We start from the raw sequence: 15,285 nt of genomic DNA on the forward strand, positions 1-15,285 counted from the left end.
CGGACCGGAAACCACCACGGTCGCCGCCACGGTCATCACGGTTGAAACCACCGGACGGACGGTCGTCACGACGGAAACCACCCGACGGACGGTCACCACCGGAACGGAAACCACCACGGTCGCCGCCACGGTCATCACGGTTGAAACCACCGGACGGACGGTCGTCACGACGGAAACCACCCGACGGACGGTCACCACCCGAGCGGAAACCACCACGGTCACCGCCACGGAAACCACCGCGGTCGCCGCCGCGGTCGTCACGGTCGCCACCGCGGAAGCCGCCACCGCGACGCTCGAAGTTGCCCCGCTCGTCACGGGCCGGGCGCTCCTCGCGGCGCTGCTCCTCGGCGCGCGCGGCACGCTCGGCCTCGACGGCCGCGGCGGCGACCTCGGCCTCGGCGGCCTCGGTCATCTCGGCCACGGCGGCCTCCGGGTCCTCGCCGCGCTCACGGGCGGCGCGGGCCACCAGACGGTCGGCCTCCTCGCGGAGCTCGACGGCACGGCGCTGGAGGCGCTCCAGCTGCTTGGTCAGGTCGACGACCTCGCGCTCGGCCTGCTTGGCCGAGTTGTTCGCGGAGTCGGCCTGGACCTCGGTCAGCGAACGGGCGCCGGTGATCTCGGCGACCTCCGGGTCGAACGCGCCGGCACCGCCGACGATGTGGCGCGAGGCGTCGACGCCCGCGTCCTCCATCAGCCGGAAGATCTGGCGGCGCTGGTGCGGCAGCGCCAGGGAGACCACGACACCGGAGCGGCCGGCACGGGCGGTACGGCCCGAGCGGTGCAGGTAGTCCTTGTGGTCACCGGCCGGGTCCACGTTGAGGACCAGGTCGATGCCGTCGACGTGGATGCCACGGGCGGCGACGTCGGTCGCGACGAGCGCGTTGACGTAGCCGTCCTTGAAGTCGGCGAGGGTCCGCGTACGGGCGCCCTGGGTCATGCCGCCGTGCAGCGCGTCGGCCTTCACCCCGGCGTCGCGGAGCTGCTCGGCGATGCGGTCGGCGCCCAGCTGGGTGCGGACGAAGATGATGGTGCGGCCCTTGCGGGCGGCGATGGCGGCCGTGACCGGAGCCTTGTCCTTCGGCTTCACGACGAGGACGTGGTGGGTCATGGTCGTGACGTTGCCCTGGGCGCTGTCGACCTCGTGCGTGACGGGGTCGGTCAGGTAGCGCTTGACCAGGGTGCCGATCTCGTTCTCCATGGTGGCGGAGAAGAGGAGGCGCTGACCGCCCTCGGGAACCTGGTCGAGCAGCTCGGTGACCTCGGGCAGGAAGCCCAGGTCGGCCATCTGGTCGGCCTCGTCGAGGACCGCGATCTTGACGTTCTCCAGGGAGCAGGCGCCCCGGTTGATGATGTCGCGCAGGCGGCCCGGGGTGGCGACGAGGACGTCGACACCGCGCTCCAGGGCGTAGATCTGGTTGCCCATGGACGTACCGCCGCAGACGACCTTCATCTTGAGGCCGAGCACGTCGCCGTACGGCTGGAGGGCGTCCGCGACCTGCATCGCGAGCTCGCGGGTCGGGGTGAGGATGATGCCGCGGGGCTTCTTCTTCTCGGTACGGCCCTCGGCCAGGGTGGTGAGCAGCGGCAGACCGAAGGAGAGGGTCTTGCCGGAGCCGGTACGGCCGCGGCCGAGGATGTCCTTGCCGGCCAGGGCGTCCGGGATGGTCGCCGCCTGGATCGGGAAGGGGGTGGTCACGCCGTTCTGCGAGAGCTTGCGGACGACGCCCTCGGGGAGACCGAGGTCACCGAAGGTGACGGTCGGCTCGCCGGACTCCTCGTCGGAGTCGGCGTCGACGTCGAGCTCGGCGTCGATGTCGAGCTCGGAGTCGGTGTCGAGCTCGGAGTCGAGAGTGTCGTCGAGGTCGTCGGCCTCGATCACAACGGTCTCGGTGGCCTCGACGGCCTCGACGATCTCGTCGTTCTCGGGCATGACGGCGTGGTCAGAACTGAAAATGGACATGCGAAATGCGAAACCTTCCGGAGTCTCGGCACGCGCCCGTCAACTCCGTGATTTCGCAAACGACCGCCTCAATGCGGTCAGCCACGGCTAGGGAGAGTACGCGCCACACGGCGCTCTTCTGTGTCGGCGCCGGGCAATGGGATCAAACGATCTACCACCATACGCACCCTCCCCCACCTATGGCAAATCGGACTGCGTCACACCGGTCCGACCTGCGGGGATGCCACCGGCTCCGGGGGTGCGCCCGGTCCGTCCGCCATCCGGAGGGCACCCATCTGGGTGTCGGTGCCGGACTGCGGCGGATCGGTCGGGTTCGAGGTCGGTTCGGGAGTGGGTTCGGGCGTCGGATTCACGGTCGGCTCGGGAGTGGGTTCGGCGGTCGGCACGGTCGGCTCGGGGGTCGGGGTCGCCCCGCCGGAGCCACCGGAGCCGCCGCTCCCGCCGCTGCCACCGGAGCCGCCGCTCCCGTTCCCGGCGGTCCCGCCCGTAGCGCCGCCCGGGTTCTCGTGGCCGCCGCCCGTGGGCTTCGGCTTCGGGGTGCCGCCCGGCCCCTCGACCGGCAGCACCGCGCCCACCGAGGGGCGCGCGGTGCCCGAGGGGGAGCCGCTGGGCACCGGGGACTCCCCTCCGGCTCCGGTCACGTCCGGCCCGGTCTGGCCCGGACGTCCGTTCCAGGGCCCGGTGCCGCCGCCCGCGCCGCCGCCGGCCTCGGACTCGGCGGCCACGCCCCGCTTCCCGCCGGACGCGCCGGGCGTCGGCTTCGCCCCGTCGTCGCTCACACTCATACAGCCGCTCAGACCGGCACAGGCGGCGACGGCCAGCGCGGTGGCGGCCCATCTCACCGGGGTGGGCAAATGACGCACTGAGGCACCTCCAGGGACACAACAGGCAGGAACGGAACGCGTTGCACTGCCCAACTCCCCAGGTGTCACAAGGGACACGCCCGAAACGGCCTCAGCCGTAGCCGAGGGCGTGCAGCCGTTCGTCGTCGATGCCGAAGTGGTGGGCGATCTCGTGCACCACGGTGATCTCGGTCTCCGCGACGACGTCCTCGCGCGACTCGCACATGCGCAGCGTCGGCCCCCGGTAGATCGTGATCCGGTCCGGCAGCACCCCGGCGTACCACTCGCCCCGCTCGGTCAGCGGCGTCCCCTCGTACAGCCCGAGCAGCTCGGGATCGTCGGGGGCGGGCTCGTCCTCGACGAACACCGCGACGTTGTCCATCAACCGCGTCAGCTCGGGCGGAATCCGGTCCAGCGCCTCGGCGACAAGCTCCTCGAACTCTTCGCGCGTCATCTCCAGCACGGCCCCATTCTCCCCCCGTCGGAAACCGTTTTGGCGATAGCGCCCGACATCCCATATGCTTCTCACGTCCCCGAGGCGCTGCGAAGCGCCCAGGTGAGCCTCTGGCCCTCATCGTCTAGTGGCCCAGGACGCCGCCCTTTCAAGGCGGTAGCACGGGTTCGAATCCCGTTGGGGGTACGTTACAAACGTGTGCGAGACTTGCTCTCGCGCACCACAAGGTCCTGTGGAGCAGTTGGTTAGCTCGCCACCCTGTCAAGGTGGAGGTCGCGGGTTCAAGTCCCGTCAGGATCGCTGGAACTGGAAACGGTTCTGTTCCCGAGCTCTTCGAGCAGGGACAACCCGGCTGGGTAGCTCAGTTGGTACGAGCGATCGCCTGAAAAGCGATAGGTCGCCGGTTCGATCCCGGCCCCAGCCACAAGACAGCAAGGCCCCGTTCGAGAGAACGGGGCCTTCTTCGTGTCCGGACGCCGCCGGGACGGCGGAGCCCCGGAGCGCCCCGGCGGGGGCACCCCCCGCCGGACGAGCGAACCGGACGGGCGAGCGGCCGGTACGGGGAGCGGCCCGTACCCGGTACGGGGAGGAGCCGGGCGCCCCTCCCCCCGAGCACCGTCACGGCCCTCCCCCGAGCACCGTCACGCCCCTTCCCGCTCCTGCTCCCCCTGGCGCCTCCCCCGCCTGCCCCGCACCGCGAGCACCAGCGTCACCACGGCCACCACCGCGACCAGCAGCGCCCAGTCCGGGACCGCCCGGCCGAGGGAGGCCACCCGCTGCTCCACCGCGAACGACTCGTCCACCGACAGCAGCCCCGGCAGCGCGGTCGTCCCGTCGAAGACCAGGAACAGCGCCCCGAGGGTCACGAAGAACAGCCCCGAGAGCACCGAGGTGGAGTGCAGCGTGAACCGGCCGATCCGCAGCGCGCGACCGCGCAGCCAGGACCGCCGCCCCAGGTCGTAGCGCTCCCAGAGCAGCGCGAGGACGAACAGCGGGACCGCCATGCCCAGCGCGTACACCGCCAGGAGCAGCCCCCCGTACGCCGGGCTGCCGCTCAGCGCCGCCACCGTCAGGACGCTGCCCAGGATGGGGCCCGCGCAGAATCCGGCCAGGCCGTAGACCAGGCCGAGGGCGTAGACGGAGAACGCCGACGTGGGCCGGATGCGGCCGCTCGCCTCGGCGATCCGGCGGGAGGCGAAGCCGAGACCCAGGATCTGCAGGACCCCGAGCCCGACGATCAGCCAGCCGCCGACGGTGACCAGCAGGTCCCGGTGGCCGTAGAAGAGGCGGCCCGCGAAGGACCCGGCCGCGCCGAGCGGGACGAGCGTGGTCGCCAGGCCCGCGTAGAGGATGCCGGTCCTCGCCACCAGCTTCGCGCGCGTGTCGACCGAGTACGCGAAGAAGGCGGGGAGCAGCAGGGCGCTGCACGGGCTGAGGAGGGCGAGCAGCCCGCCGAGGAACGCGGCGAAGTAGCCGATGCCGGACGTCACTGTCCGGCCCCGGAGGGCTCCGGGGCGCCGGACTTCTCCGGAGTGTTCTCAGGGGTGCCCTTCGGGGTTCCCCCGGGGGTGTTCTTCGCCGCCTTCGCCGCCGCCTCGATGGCCTCGGTGAAGGTCTCCAGGGGCTGGGCGCCCGCGATGGGGCGTCCGTTGACCAGGAAGGACGGGGTGGAGGTCGCGCCCAGGGAGTAGCCCTGCTCCTGGTCGGCGCGGACGGCCGCGCGGGCCGCCTCCCCCTCGCTGTCCCGGGCGAACCGGGCCGCGTCGGGGACGCCCGCCTCCCGGGCGAGGACGGTCAGGCGCTCCTTCCCGAAGCCCTTCTCCTTGGCGCCGTCCGCGTAGGCGGCCCGGTGGAACTCCCAGAACCGGCCCTGCTGCCCGGCTGCCCAGGAGGCGCGGGCGACGGCCTCCGACTCGGCGCCGAAGATCGGGAAGTTCCGCCACTCGATGCGCAGGACGCCCTCGTCGACGTACTTCTCCACCAGGAGCGGTTCGGTGTCCCGGGCGAACTTCCCGCAGTAGCCGCACTTGAAGTCGGCGTACTCGATGAGCACCACGGGCGCGTCGGCGCGGCCGAGGGCGAGCTTGTCGGAGGGGTCGCGGCGGGCGTACGCCTCCAGCTGGGCGTAGACCCCGGCGGACGGGTCCGCGGAGACGTCGGCGACCGGCGAGGAGCCGGAGGCGCCGGGGGCCGGGGGCTTGGTCGCGGTGTACGAGACGAGGCCGAGCAGCGCGGCGGCGGCGGCCACCCCGCCGACGACGGCGATCCGCCGGGACCGTGACCCGCCCGCGGGCCTGGCCGGGGACTTGGGCTTGGACGTCGGCTTGGCCTTGGCCTTGGACATCGACGTGGACTTGGACTTGGACCTGGGCGTGGACATGCGGAAGCGCTCCTGTGACAGGGAGAAGGGGGTGGGAGGACGGACGGCGGAGGACGGCCGGTCCGTCTACACCCTCAGGACGGAGAGCTCCACGGGAGACGGGGCTACGCGCGCGGGTGGCTCCCGTCCCGGCAGCACCGGCGGGGTGTCCGCCCCGGGGTGCCGGGCGGCGGGCACCGTACGGTCGGCGGCGAGCGCGGGCAGCGCCTCGGCGAAGCCGTGCGCGCGCGGCGGCAGGACCGGCCGGGCGGCCCCCTCGTCCCCGGAGCGCCCCGGACCGTCACAACCGGGCACCCCCGTGCCGCCCCCGACGACCGCGCGGGCCTCGACCGGCCCGGTCGTACGGGACTCGACCGATGATCCGGCCGTACGGGACTCGACCGATCCGGTCGTACGGACGAAGAAGGAGGGCCGGACGGCGGGGGCCTCCGTGCGGAGATCCGCGCGAGCGGCGGAGGACCGAGCGGTACCGGCCTCCGTGCGGGCGGCGGACGGCCGGACGGCGCCGATCCCGACCGGTCCGGCGACCGTGCGCACCGCCACCGCGCCGGAAGCATCCGCCCCGGCAGACGCATCCGCCCCAGGGGAGACATCCGCCCCGGTGGCCACGCCCGTACCGGCCTCGGAGGCGCCCGTCCCGGCGGCGGGCCCGGCCCGGAGGGCGGACGGCGCCGGGCGGATCGTCGGGCCGCAGGTCAGCAGCAGACCCAGCACCAGGGCCGCGAGGGCGGCGAAAGCCACCGGTCCACGGGCGGTGCGGAACATGCGAAACCTCTCCGGTCCGGTCGACGTGTCCGAAATAGTACGCACCCGGGCCGCCACGCCCGGGAACGCCGCCCGTAAATCGGTTCGCCGCTTCTCGGCCGCAGGTGCGATCCTGGACGCCGTATGTCTACTTCCTTCGCCGCCCTCCAGTCCGTCCTGGCCGAGGTCTCGCTGCGGGACTCCCACCGGCTCGGCCGCCGTCTCGAAGGCGCCCGCCGCATCCGCAAGCCCGAGGCCCGCGCGGCCGTCCTGGACGAGATCGCCGCCGAGGCGGCCACGGCCAAGGAGCGCGTCGACGGGCGCGCCGCCCGCGTGCCCCCGGTCACCTATCCCGAACAGCTGCCCGTCTCGCAGAAGAAGGACGAGATCCTGGAGGCGATACGCGACCACCAGGTCGTGATCGTCGCCGGTGAGACGGGCTCCGGGAAGACCACCCAGATCCCCAAGATCTGTCTGGAGCTCGGCCGGGGCGTCCGGGGCATGATCGGGCACACCCAGCCCCGCCGGATCGCCGCCCGCACGGTCGCCGAGCGGATCGCCGAGGAGCTGCGGACCCCGCTGGGCGAGGCCGTCGGCTGGAAGGTCCGCTTCACCGACCAGGTGAACCCCGAGGCGACCTTCGTGAAGCTGATGACCGACGGCATCCTGCTCGCCGAGGTCCAGACCGACCGCGAGCTGCGCGCCTACGACACGATCATCATCGACGAGGCTCACGAGCGGTCCCTCAACATCGACTTCCTGCTCGGCTATCTGGCCCAGCTGCTTCCCAGGCGCCCCGACCTCAAGGTCGTGATCACCTCCGCGACCATCGACCCGGAGCGTTTCTCCCGCCACTTCGGCGATGCCCCGATCGTCGAGGTCAGCGGCCGTACGTATCCCGTCGAGGTCCGCTACCGGCCGCTGCTCGAAGAGGACTCCGAGGACGCGGACCGCGACCAGATCACCGCGATCTGCGACGCCGTCGACGAACTCCGCAAGGAAGGCCCCGGCGACGTCCTGGTCTTCCTCTCCGGCGAGCGCGAGATCCGGGACACCGCCGACGCGCTGGAGAAGCGGAAGCTGTCCGGCACGGAGGTCCTGCCTCTCTACGCGCGCCTCTCGCACGCCGAGCAGCACCGGGTGTTCCAGGCGCACTCGGGACGCCGGATCGTCCTCGCCACGAACGTCGCCGAGACCTCCCTGACGGTCCCCGGCATCAAGTACGTGATCGACCCCGGCACCGCCCGGATCTCCCGCTACTCGCACCGCACGAAGGTGCAGCGGCTCCCGATCGAACCGGTCAGCCAGGCCAGCGCCAACCAGCGCAAGGGCCGCTGCGGCCGTACCTCCGACGGCATCTGCGTCCGGCTGTACTCGGAGGACGACTTCCTCACCCGTCCCGAGTTCACGGACGCGGAGATCCTCCGTACGAACCTGGCCTCCGTCATCCTCCAGATGACCGCCGCCGGGCTCGGCGAGATCGAGAAGTTCCCCTTCATCGACCCGCCGGACCACCGCAACATCCGGGACGGCGTGCAGCTCCTCCAGGAACTGGGCGCGTTCGAGACGGCCGAGAAGTCCCAGGAGGGCAAGCAGGAGGGGAAGAGGGGGCAGCGGCTGACCCCGGAGGGCCGCAGGCTCTCCCAGCTGCCCGTGGACCCGAGGCTCGCCCGGATGGTCCTGGAGGCCGACCGCAACGGCTGCGTCCGCGAGGTCATGGTCATCGCCGCGGCGCTCTCCATCCAGGACCCGCGCGAGCGGCCCTCGGAGAAGCAGGCGCAGGCCGACCAGCAGCACGCCCGGTTCAAGGACGAGACGAGCGACTTCCTCGCCTATCTGAACCTGTGGCGGTACGTCCGCGAGCAGCAGAAGGAGCGCGGCTCGTCCTCGTTCCGCCGGATGTGCAAGCAGGAGTACCTGAACTTCCTCCGCATCCGCGAGTGGCAGGACATCTACAGCCAGCTGCGGACGGTCGCCAAGCAGATGGGCATCCACCTCAACGAGGAGGACGCGCCGGAGCAGTCCGTGCACGTGTCCCTGCTCGCGGGGCTGCTCAGCCACATCGGTCTGAAGGACGTCAAGGAGTCCAAGGACGGGGCGAAGGACAAGGCGAAGGACAGCGGGCGCCGGGAAGGCGGCCGGAACGAGTACCTGGGCGCGCGGAACGCCAAGTTCGCGCTCTTCCCCGGCTCGGCGCTCTTCAAGAAGCCCCCGAGGTTCGTCATGTCCGCCGAACTGGTGGAGACCTCCCGCCTGTGGGCCCGGGTCAACGCGCGGATCGAACCCGAGTGGATCGAGCCGCTCGCCCAGCACCTGGTGAAGAAGACGTACAGCGAACCGCACTGGGAGAAGGACCAGGCGGCCGTCATGGCCTTCGAGAAGGTCACCCTGTACGGCGTCCCGATCGTCACCGACCGCAAGGTGAACTACGGCCGGATCGACGCCGAGGTCTCCCGCGACCTGTTCATCAGGAACGCGCTCGTCGAGGGCGACTGGCGCACCCACCACAAGTTCTTCGCGGACAACCGCAAGCTGCTCACCGAGGTCGAGGAGCTGGAGCACCGGGCCCGCCGCCGGGACATCCTCGTCGACGACGAGACCCTCTTCGACTTCTACGACAAGCGGGTCCCCGAGCACGTCGTGTCCGGCGCCCACTTCGACTCGTGGTGGAAGCACAAGCGCCATGAGGAACCGGAGTTCCTCGACTTCGAGCGCGAGATGCTCATCAACGAGAAGGCGGGGGCGGTCACCAAGGACGACTATCCGGACTCCTGGCGGCAGGGGCCGCTGAAGTTCCGGGTGACGTACCAGTTCGAGCCCGGCGCGGACGCCGACGGCGTGACCGTCCACATCCCCCTCCAGGTCCTCAACCAGGTCACCGACGAGGGCTTCGAGTGGCAGATCCCGGGACTGCGCGCCCAGGTCGTCACGGAGCTGATCCGCTCCCTGCCGAAGCCGATCCGCCGCCACTACGTCCCCGCGCCCGACTTCGCGGGCCGTTTCCTCGACACCGTGGTGCCCGTGCAGGAGCCGCTGACGGGCGCGCTCGCCCGCGGCCTCCAGCGGATGGTCGGCGTCCCCGTCACCCCCGAGGACTTCGACTGGTCGAAGGTCCCCGAACACCTCAAGGTCACCTTCCGGATCGTCGACGAGCGGCGCCGGAAGGTCGCCGAGGACAAGGACCTGGAGGCGCTGCGCCTCCAGCTGCGTCCCAAGGCCCGCCAGGCCCTCTCCCAGGCCGCCGCGGCGGCCACCGGCGGCCCGGACGGCTCCGGGCCCTCCCTGGAGCGCACGGGGCTCACCGACTGGACGATCGGGACGCTCACCAAGGTCTTCGAGACCCGGCGGTCGGGCCAGCCGGTCAAGGCGTACCCGGCGCTCGTCGACGAGGGCGCGACCGTCGCCGTCCGGCTCTTCGACACGGAGGCCGAGCAGGAACGGGCGATGTGGCGGGGCACCCGGAAGCTGATCATGCTGAACATCCCGGTGAACCCGGCGAAGTTCGCCTCGGACAAGCTGACCAACCAGCAGAAGCTGGCCCTGTCGGCGAACCCGCACGGCACGATCCAGGCCCTCTTCGACGACTGCGCCACCGCGGCGGCGGACAAGCTGATCGCGGACCACGGCGGCCCGGCCTGGGACGAGGAGTCCTTCCGGAAGCTGTACGACAAGGTCCGCGCGGACCTGGTGGACACGACCGTACGGACGGTGGGCCAGGTCCAGCAGATCCTGGCGGCCTGGCAGGCCTGCGAGCGGCGGCTGAAGTCCGCGAACAGCCCGGCGCTGCTGCCGAACCTGCGGGACGTACGGGCCCAGCTCGACCGGCTGGTGCCGGCCGGCTTCGTGACCCTGACCGGGCTGAAGCGGCTCCCCGACCTGATGCGCTATCTGGTGGCGGTGGACCGACGGCTCCAGCAGATGCCGACCGGGGTCCAGCGGGACACCACCCGGATGGAGAAGGTCCACGAGATGCAGGACGAGTACGCCTGGCTGCTCGAACAGCTCCCGAAGGGACGCCCGGTGCCGTCCGAGGTCACCGACATCCGCTGGATGATCGAGGAGCTGCGGGTGAGCTACTTCGCCCACGCCCTGGGCACGGCGTACCCCGTGTCGGACAAGCGGATCGTGAAGGCGATCGACGCGGCGGCCCCCTGAGGGGCCCGGCCGCCGACGAGTTCGACCGCACCCGCTGACCTGGGGTACAGTCATCCTCGCAGCCGCTTACAAGGGGTTGCGAGCAAGGTCCTGTGGAGCAGTTGGTTAGCTCGCCACCCTGTCAAGGTGGAGGTCGCGGGTTCAAGTCCCGTCAGGATCGCCCTTCGAAAGGCCCGCATCGTGAGATGCGGGCCTTTCTTCGTGTCCGCTTCCTTGACGGAGCCGGGTGGCCACGGGTACCCCGGACTTCAGGGAAACGGGGCCCCACACCGGAGGTGGCGCATGGCCGCGGCGTCCATGGCACGGCACGACACCAGAGCACTGCTGCGCGCCCATCTGGCGGCCGCCGCACGCTTCGGGCACCTGACGCGCCACTGCGCGGTCTGCCACCGGCTCCTGAGGCTCGCCATGGAGGGCGGGGAGGGGCCGGAAGCCGTCGGGTACGGGCGGCAGGCCCCGGGGCCCCCGAACCCCTCCGCGCCGTCCGTACGGGCCGCACCGCCGGAGCCCCATGGATCAGCCGGGACCGGCGAGGGCAGCGGGGACGGCGGGGACGGCGGAACTGCCTGGAATGGCGGGGACGGCGGCCGGGAAGTCCTCGGCGCGTCCGGCGGCCGGGCCCGGGAAGTCCTCGGCGGCTCCGGCGAGTACGGCGGGCCCGAAGTCCCGGGCGGGCCCGGCGGCTCCCGTGGGGCCGAAGCTCCCGGCGCGTCCGGCGCCCCGGGCGATTGCGGTGACCCCCGTGACCCCGGAGGCCCTGGTGACCCCGGGGACGAAAGTCCCATCGGCCGGTGACCAACGGCGGGTTGAGCGTGCTCCTGGGAGTGGGAGGCTGTTCTTTGGCAAGGCTTCGCCAGTGTGACGGGTGTCACTGAAAGAGTTTTAGAAACCGCTTCACTTACACCCTTCCTACACCAGCACGATTTAATATGTGCAATTGCACCACCAGGAACAGAGTGGCGCCGGGCACAAAAGAAGATCGCGCCAGACCCGGCGGAGTCCAGCGCGATCGATGGCGGAGTCCCGTTGGGGCGGGAGTTCACCGGCAGAGCTAGGGGTGGGCGACCGGATTGGGGGATCCGGACGGGCCCGGTGTCACAAGTGGTGCGGGGTGTGCGCGACCTCAGGCCTCGCTGCGCTGCTGCGGAATGCCCGCAAGCAGGGCACGGACCTCAGCCTCGCGGTAGCGGCGGTGTCCACCCAGGGTGCGGATGGACGTGAGCTTCCCGGCCTTCGCCCAACGGGTCACCGTCTTCGGGTCCACGCGGAACATCGTGGCAACCTCGGCAGGGGTCAGCAGCGGCTCGGCATCAGGGGTGCGAGCGGTCATGAGCGGCCTCCTCGGGAGAACCGAACCAATCTCGGTTCTTTCCTCTAAATTCTGCACCTTGACCCGCGTTGCCCGAAATGGCAGAAGCGGGCCGAGTCGGTTATAGGACGAACGGCTTGTCCTCGGCACTACAACTACACCATCCGTCCAGCCACGTCGGCCAAACCGATGGAATTGCCCTCGCAGGTGTTCATCAGCGGCGGAAGTCGATGGACCATGCCATAACGGACAGTCACGCGACTGTGACGATCAGTCACAGGGCGATCAGGAGTCCTCAGACCCCCCATAGAGTGCAATGCTGAGCGTTCCGCCCATAGATGGACGGAAGGAACCCTCCCCGGACTCCTTGTCCTATTTTGGCACGAGGGTGGGTGATGGGCGCAAGGGTGCGTTAAGTGCTGTCCGTCACGCTTGAGCCAAAGGCCCGGATCGGGACCAACGGCCCCGCCCGCTCAGTGCCGAAGGACCCGGACACCACCGTGCGACCAGAACCGGCCACCCGGAACATCCACGTCCTGAAGATCATTTACCCCGATCGGGGATGTCTTGTCGATACCGACCTGACGAAGATGCCCGACTGATGTCAGTTCGCGAACCGCAGCTCCCTGACGATCCGCCAGCGCTCGGCCAGCCGCCCGTACGCCTCGCCCGCCGCTTCGGTGTCCCCTTCCCGCAGCGCCGCGAACCCCTCCGCGAGCTGCGCGGCCGACCGGTCGCCCGCCAGCCACTCCTCGGGGACCGCGTGCACCAGACCGCCGAAGTCCAGCTCCACCAGGGCCCTCGGATGGAACTCCTCCAGCCAGCGCCCCACCTCGATCAGCCCCTCCGTCATCGGGCCCTCGTCGATCGACTCCCGCAGCGCCCTGAGCGCCCGCGCGAGCCGCCGGCGCGCCTGCGCCATCGTCGTCCGGTACCGCAGCACCGGAGCACGGCCCTCCGCACCCCCCTCCGGCGTCCCCTTCGCCCGCCCCGGCTCGTACTCCCGGTCCTCGTCCCCGAAGAGCGAGAACCACCGCAGCGGCACCTGCCACACCGCCGTACGGATCCACGGGCGCGCGTCCGGGTTCCGCTCCAGCCACCGCTCGTGGTCCGCCGCCACCTGCGCCCGCACCACCGGCGGCAGCATCGCGTCCAGGACCGGCCCGGGGAACTGGTCCACCACCTCCCGCAGCGCCAGCCAGCCGCGCAGCCGGGTCCGCCACGGGCAGATCACCACCACCCCGTCCAGCAGGGCGACGAACGCGTCCGCGCTCTCGTGCACCGGGACCGGGACCGGCGGGGTCGGCAGCAGGTCGGCGAGGGACCCGCGCAGCTCGTCCTGCGCCCCCGGGGTGCGCGGGAGCCGCGCGTACCGGGCCCAGTGGGTCCGCTCCGGCTCGGGGAACGCGGCCAGCGGTTCGTACACCCGCAGATAGGACGCGTAGGGGACGAGGACCGAGGAGGCGACCGACATGTCGCGCATACTTCCACGGAGGTACCCCCCGAGGGGGTGATCCTGAGCACTGCCGCTGATCTACGCCCAGGTAGGACTTACCCTCGTGCCGAACTGGTCCTCCCCCACCCGCAGGGAGGCCCGAAACCGCCGCTTCGTACTTGGGAGTCACCACCGTGACCGATGTGACCGGCGTTCCTGCTGACGTACTGCGCACCCTGTTCCACTCGGAGCAGGGTGGCCACGAGCAAGTCGTGCTCTGCCAGGACCGCGCCACCGGCCTCAAGGCCGTCATCGCACTCCACTCCACCGCCCTGGGCCCGGCCCTCGGCGGCACCCGCTTCTACCCCTACGCCACCGAGGCCGAGGCGGTCACCGACGCCCTCAACCTCGCACGGGGCATGTCGTACAAGAACGCCATGGCCGGTCTCGACCACGGCGGCGGCAAGGCCGTCATCATCGGCGACCCCGAGCAGATCAAGACCGAGGAGCTCCTCCTCGCCTACGGGCGGTTCGTCGCCTCCCTCGGCGGCCGGTACGTCACGGCCTGCGACGTCGGCACCTACGTCGCCGACATGGACGTCGTCGCCCGCGAGAACCGGTGGACCACCGGCCGCTCCCCCGAGAACGGCGGCGCGGGCGACTCCTCCGTCCTCACCGCCTTCGGCGTCTTCCAGGGGATGCGCGCCTCCGCGCAGAGCCTGTGGGGCGACCCGACCCTGCGCGGCCGCAAGGTCGGCGTCGCGGGCGTCGGCAAGGTCGGCCACTACCTGGTCGAGCACCTCCTGTCGGACGGCGCCGAGGTCGTGATCACCGATGTCCGCGAGGAGTCGGTGCGCCGGATCACCGACAGGCACCCCCAGGTGACCGTGGTCGCCGACACCGAGGCGCTGATCCGCGTCGAGGGCCTGGACATCTACGCGCCCTGCGCGCTCGGCGGCGCCCTGGACGACGAGACCGTGCCGGTCCTCACCGCGAAGATCGTCTGCGGCGCGGCCAACAACCAGCTCGCCCACCCCGGCGTCGAGAAGGACCTCGCGGACCGGGGCATCCTCTACGCGCCCGACTACGTGGTCAACGCCGGTGGCGTGATCCAGGTCGCCGACGAGCTGCACGGCTTCGACTTCGACCGCTGCAAGGCGAAGGCGACGAAGATCTTCGACACCACCCTGGAGATCTTCGCACGTGCGAAGTCCGACGGGATTCCGCCGGCGGCCGCCGCCGACCGGATCGCGGAGCGGCGGATCGCGGACGCCCGGCTCGCCTGAGCCGGGCGCGGACCGGCCCGCCGTCCGGGGCGCGGAGGAGGCCACGGCGGGGACCGTGGCGAGACTTCCCTCACGCCGTTCGGCGGGTCGGCCCTCAAGAAGAGGTTAAAATCGCGATTGACCAGCGAGGAAAGGGCACCTCGATGGTTCTGTACCGGGGTATGTGATGCGCGCGGCGTACCGTAGACCCGCGGAAACAGGTACCGTTGAAGCCCTACGGGCCGGTCTCTCTGTCGAGAGTCCGTTCCGACTCATGAACGCGTGTCAAGACTCTGGGGCCGACGAGCCCCGTCACCGAGGGGGTCGAGCCATGGGGCGCGGCCGGGCAAAGGCCAAGCAGACCAAGGTCGCCCGCCAGCTGAAGTACAGCAGCGGCGGGACTGACCTGACGCGTCTGGCCAATGAGCTGGGCGCTTCGACTTCGAACCAGCCGCCGAATGGCGAGCCGTTCGAGGACGACGACGACGAGGAAGACGACCCGTACGCCCAGTACGCGGATCTCTACGACGAGGACGACGAGGACGAGGACGACCAGTCCGGTCCGAGTGGTGCGTCCCCCCGTCGCGCTTGACCTTCTGAACCACCGAAACCCGGTCCGGGACCACCCGGCCGGGTTTCCGTGCTGTCCGCACACCCTCGTGTCCCGGGACCGGACACGCCCCGTCTTCCACCTGTCCTGACGCGCCCCCGTGGCTCCCCGCACCGAGGGCCCGTGCCGGT

General features: G+C 71.1%; 13 protein-coding genes and 4 tRNA genes. 9 read left to right on the forward strand and 8 right to left on the reverse strand.

Annotation, left to right across the window (positions count from 1 at the left end; all coding sequences use genetic code 11):
* The 3 genes from ACIRQY_RS13200 to ACIRQY_RS13210 form a co-directional block, all read right to left on the reverse strand.
* Positions 1-1,960, reverse strand: a 1,960-nt coding sequence (locus ACIRQY_RS13200) for a DEAD/DEAH box helicase (protein WP_403924776.1), incomplete at its 3' end; no start/stop codon positions are given.
* Positions 1,961-2,157: 197 nt separating this feature from the next.
* Positions 2,158-2,823, reverse strand: a complete 666-nt coding sequence (locus ACIRQY_RS13205; RefSeq protein ID WP_403924780.1) for a hypothetical protein — start codon at positions 2,821-2,823, stop codon at positions 2,158-2,160.
* A 91-nt stretch (positions 2,824-2,914) separates the two neighbouring features.
* Positions 2,915-3,265: a metallopeptidase family protein gene (locus ACIRQY_RS13210; protein ID WP_033208941.1), complete on the reverse strand. Its 351-nt coding sequence runs from the start codon at positions 3,263-3,265 to the stop codon at positions 2,915-2,917.
* Between the two features lie 104 nt (positions 3,266-3,369).
* Between ACIRQY_RS13210 and ACIRQY_RS13215 the strand changes: the two genes are divergently transcribed.
* The 3 genes from ACIRQY_RS13215 to ACIRQY_RS13225 all read left to right on the forward strand — a co-directional run bounded on the left by ACIRQY_RS13215 (position 3,370) and on the right by ACIRQY_RS13225 (position 3,680).
* Positions 3,370-3,442: transfer RNA gene (locus ACIRQY_RS13215), tRNA-Glu, on the forward strand.
* 40 nt (positions 3,443-3,482) lie between these two features.
* A tRNA-Asp gene (locus tag ACIRQY_RS13220) sits at positions 3,483-3,556 on the forward strand.
* Positions 3,557-3,606: 50 nt separating this feature from the next.
* Positions 3,607-3,680: transfer RNA gene (locus ACIRQY_RS13225), tRNA-Phe, on the forward strand.
* A 217-nt stretch (positions 3,681-3,897) separates the two neighbouring features.
* Here the strand turns inward: ACIRQY_RS13225 and ACIRQY_RS13230 are convergent.
* The 3 genes from ACIRQY_RS13230 to ACIRQY_RS13240 all read right to left on the reverse strand — a co-directional run bounded on the left by ACIRQY_RS13230 (position 3,898) and on the right by ACIRQY_RS13240 (position 6,401).
* A complete protein-coding gene (locus tag ACIRQY_RS13230) occupies positions 3,898-4,746 on the reverse strand; it encodes a cytochrome c biogenesis CcdA family protein (RefSeq protein WP_403924783.1) in 849 nt (282 codons plus the stop codon).
* Positions 4,743-5,600: a DsbA family protein gene (locus tag ACIRQY_RS13235; RefSeq protein WP_403925345.1), complete on the reverse strand. Its 858-nt coding sequence runs from the start codon at positions 5,598-5,600 to the stop codon at positions 4,743-4,745. The genes ACIRQY_RS13230 and ACIRQY_RS13235 overlap by 4 nt, the downstream gene beginning before the upstream one ends.
* Before the next feature lie 102 nt (positions 5,601-5,702).
* Entirely contained in the window at positions 5,703-6,401 is a 699-nt protein-coding gene (locus tag ACIRQY_RS13240; protein ID WP_403924786.1) for a hypothetical protein, read from the reverse strand.
* A gap of 123 nt (positions 6,402-6,524) precedes the next feature.
* On the opposite strand from ACIRQY_RS13240, the gene hrpA reads away from it, so the two are divergent.
* The 3 genes from hrpA (at position 6,525) to ACIRQY_RS13255 (ending at position 11,330) form a co-directional block, all read left to right on the forward strand.
* Positions 6,525-10,535 (forward strand): ATP-dependent RNA helicase HrpA, encoded by a 4,011-nt coding sequence (gene hrpA / locus ACIRQY_RS13245; RefSeq protein ID WP_403924788.1) that lies wholly within the window; start codon positions 6,525-6,527, stop codon positions 10,533-10,535.
* 86 nt (positions 10,536-10,621) lie between these two features.
* Positions 10,622-10,695: transfer RNA gene (locus ACIRQY_RS13250), tRNA-Asp, on the forward strand.
* 122 nt (positions 10,696-10,817) lie between these two features.
* Positions 10,818-11,330 carry a DUF6274 family protein gene (locus tag ACIRQY_RS13255; RefSeq protein ID WP_403924791.1) on the forward strand — a complete coding sequence of 171 codons (513 nt, stop codon included), beginning with the start codon at positions 10,818-10,820 and terminating at the stop codon, positions 11,328-11,330.
* Positions 11,331-11,658: 328 nt separating this feature from the next.
* Here ACIRQY_RS13255 and bldC read toward each other — a convergent pair whose 3' ends face one another.
* Positions 11,659-11,865, reverse strand: a complete 207-nt coding sequence (gene bldC / locus ACIRQY_RS13260) for a developmental transcriptional regulator BldC (RefSeq protein ID WP_003949541.1) — start codon at positions 11,863-11,865, stop codon at positions 11,659-11,661.
* A 395-nt stretch (positions 11,866-12,260) separates the two neighbouring features.
* Here bldC and ACIRQY_RS13265 point away from each other — a divergent pair, with 395 nt between their 5' ends.
* Positions 12,261-12,446, forward strand: coding sequence for a hypothetical protein (locus tag ACIRQY_RS13265; RefSeq protein ID WP_351789826.1), 186 nt, complete (start codon positions 12,261-12,263; stop codon positions 12,444-12,446).
* A 2-nt stretch (positions 12,447-12,448) separates the two neighbouring features.
* Here ACIRQY_RS13265 and ACIRQY_RS13270 read toward each other — a convergent pair whose 3' ends face one another.
* Positions 12,449-13,318, reverse strand: a complete 870-nt coding sequence (locus ACIRQY_RS13270) for a hypothetical protein (protein ID WP_351789924.1) — start codon at positions 13,316-13,318, stop codon at positions 12,449-12,451.
* Between the two features lie 155 nt (positions 13,319-13,473).
* Between ACIRQY_RS13270 and ACIRQY_RS13275 the strand changes: the two genes are divergently transcribed.
* Both ACIRQY_RS13275 and ACIRQY_RS13280 read left to right on the forward strand, forming a co-directional pair.
* A complete protein-coding gene (locus tag ACIRQY_RS13275) occupies positions 13,474-14,565 on the forward strand; it encodes a Glu/Leu/Phe/Val dehydrogenase dimerization domain-containing protein (protein WP_351789823.1) in 1,092 nt (363 codons plus the stop codon).
* Positions 14,566-14,875: 310 nt separating this feature from the next.
* Positions 14,876-15,136, forward strand: a complete 261-nt coding sequence (locus tag ACIRQY_RS13280) for a DUF3073 domain-containing protein (protein WP_351789820.1) — start codon at positions 14,876-14,878, stop codon at positions 15,134-15,136.
* The last annotated feature ends 149 nt before the right edge of the window (positions 15,137-15,285 follow it).

Origin of the sequence: Streptomyces sp. NPDC101490, assembly GCF_044767145.1 — a bacterium.
Classification (GTDB): Bacteria; Actinomycetota; Actinomycetes; order Streptomycetales; family Streptomycetaceae; genus Streptomyces.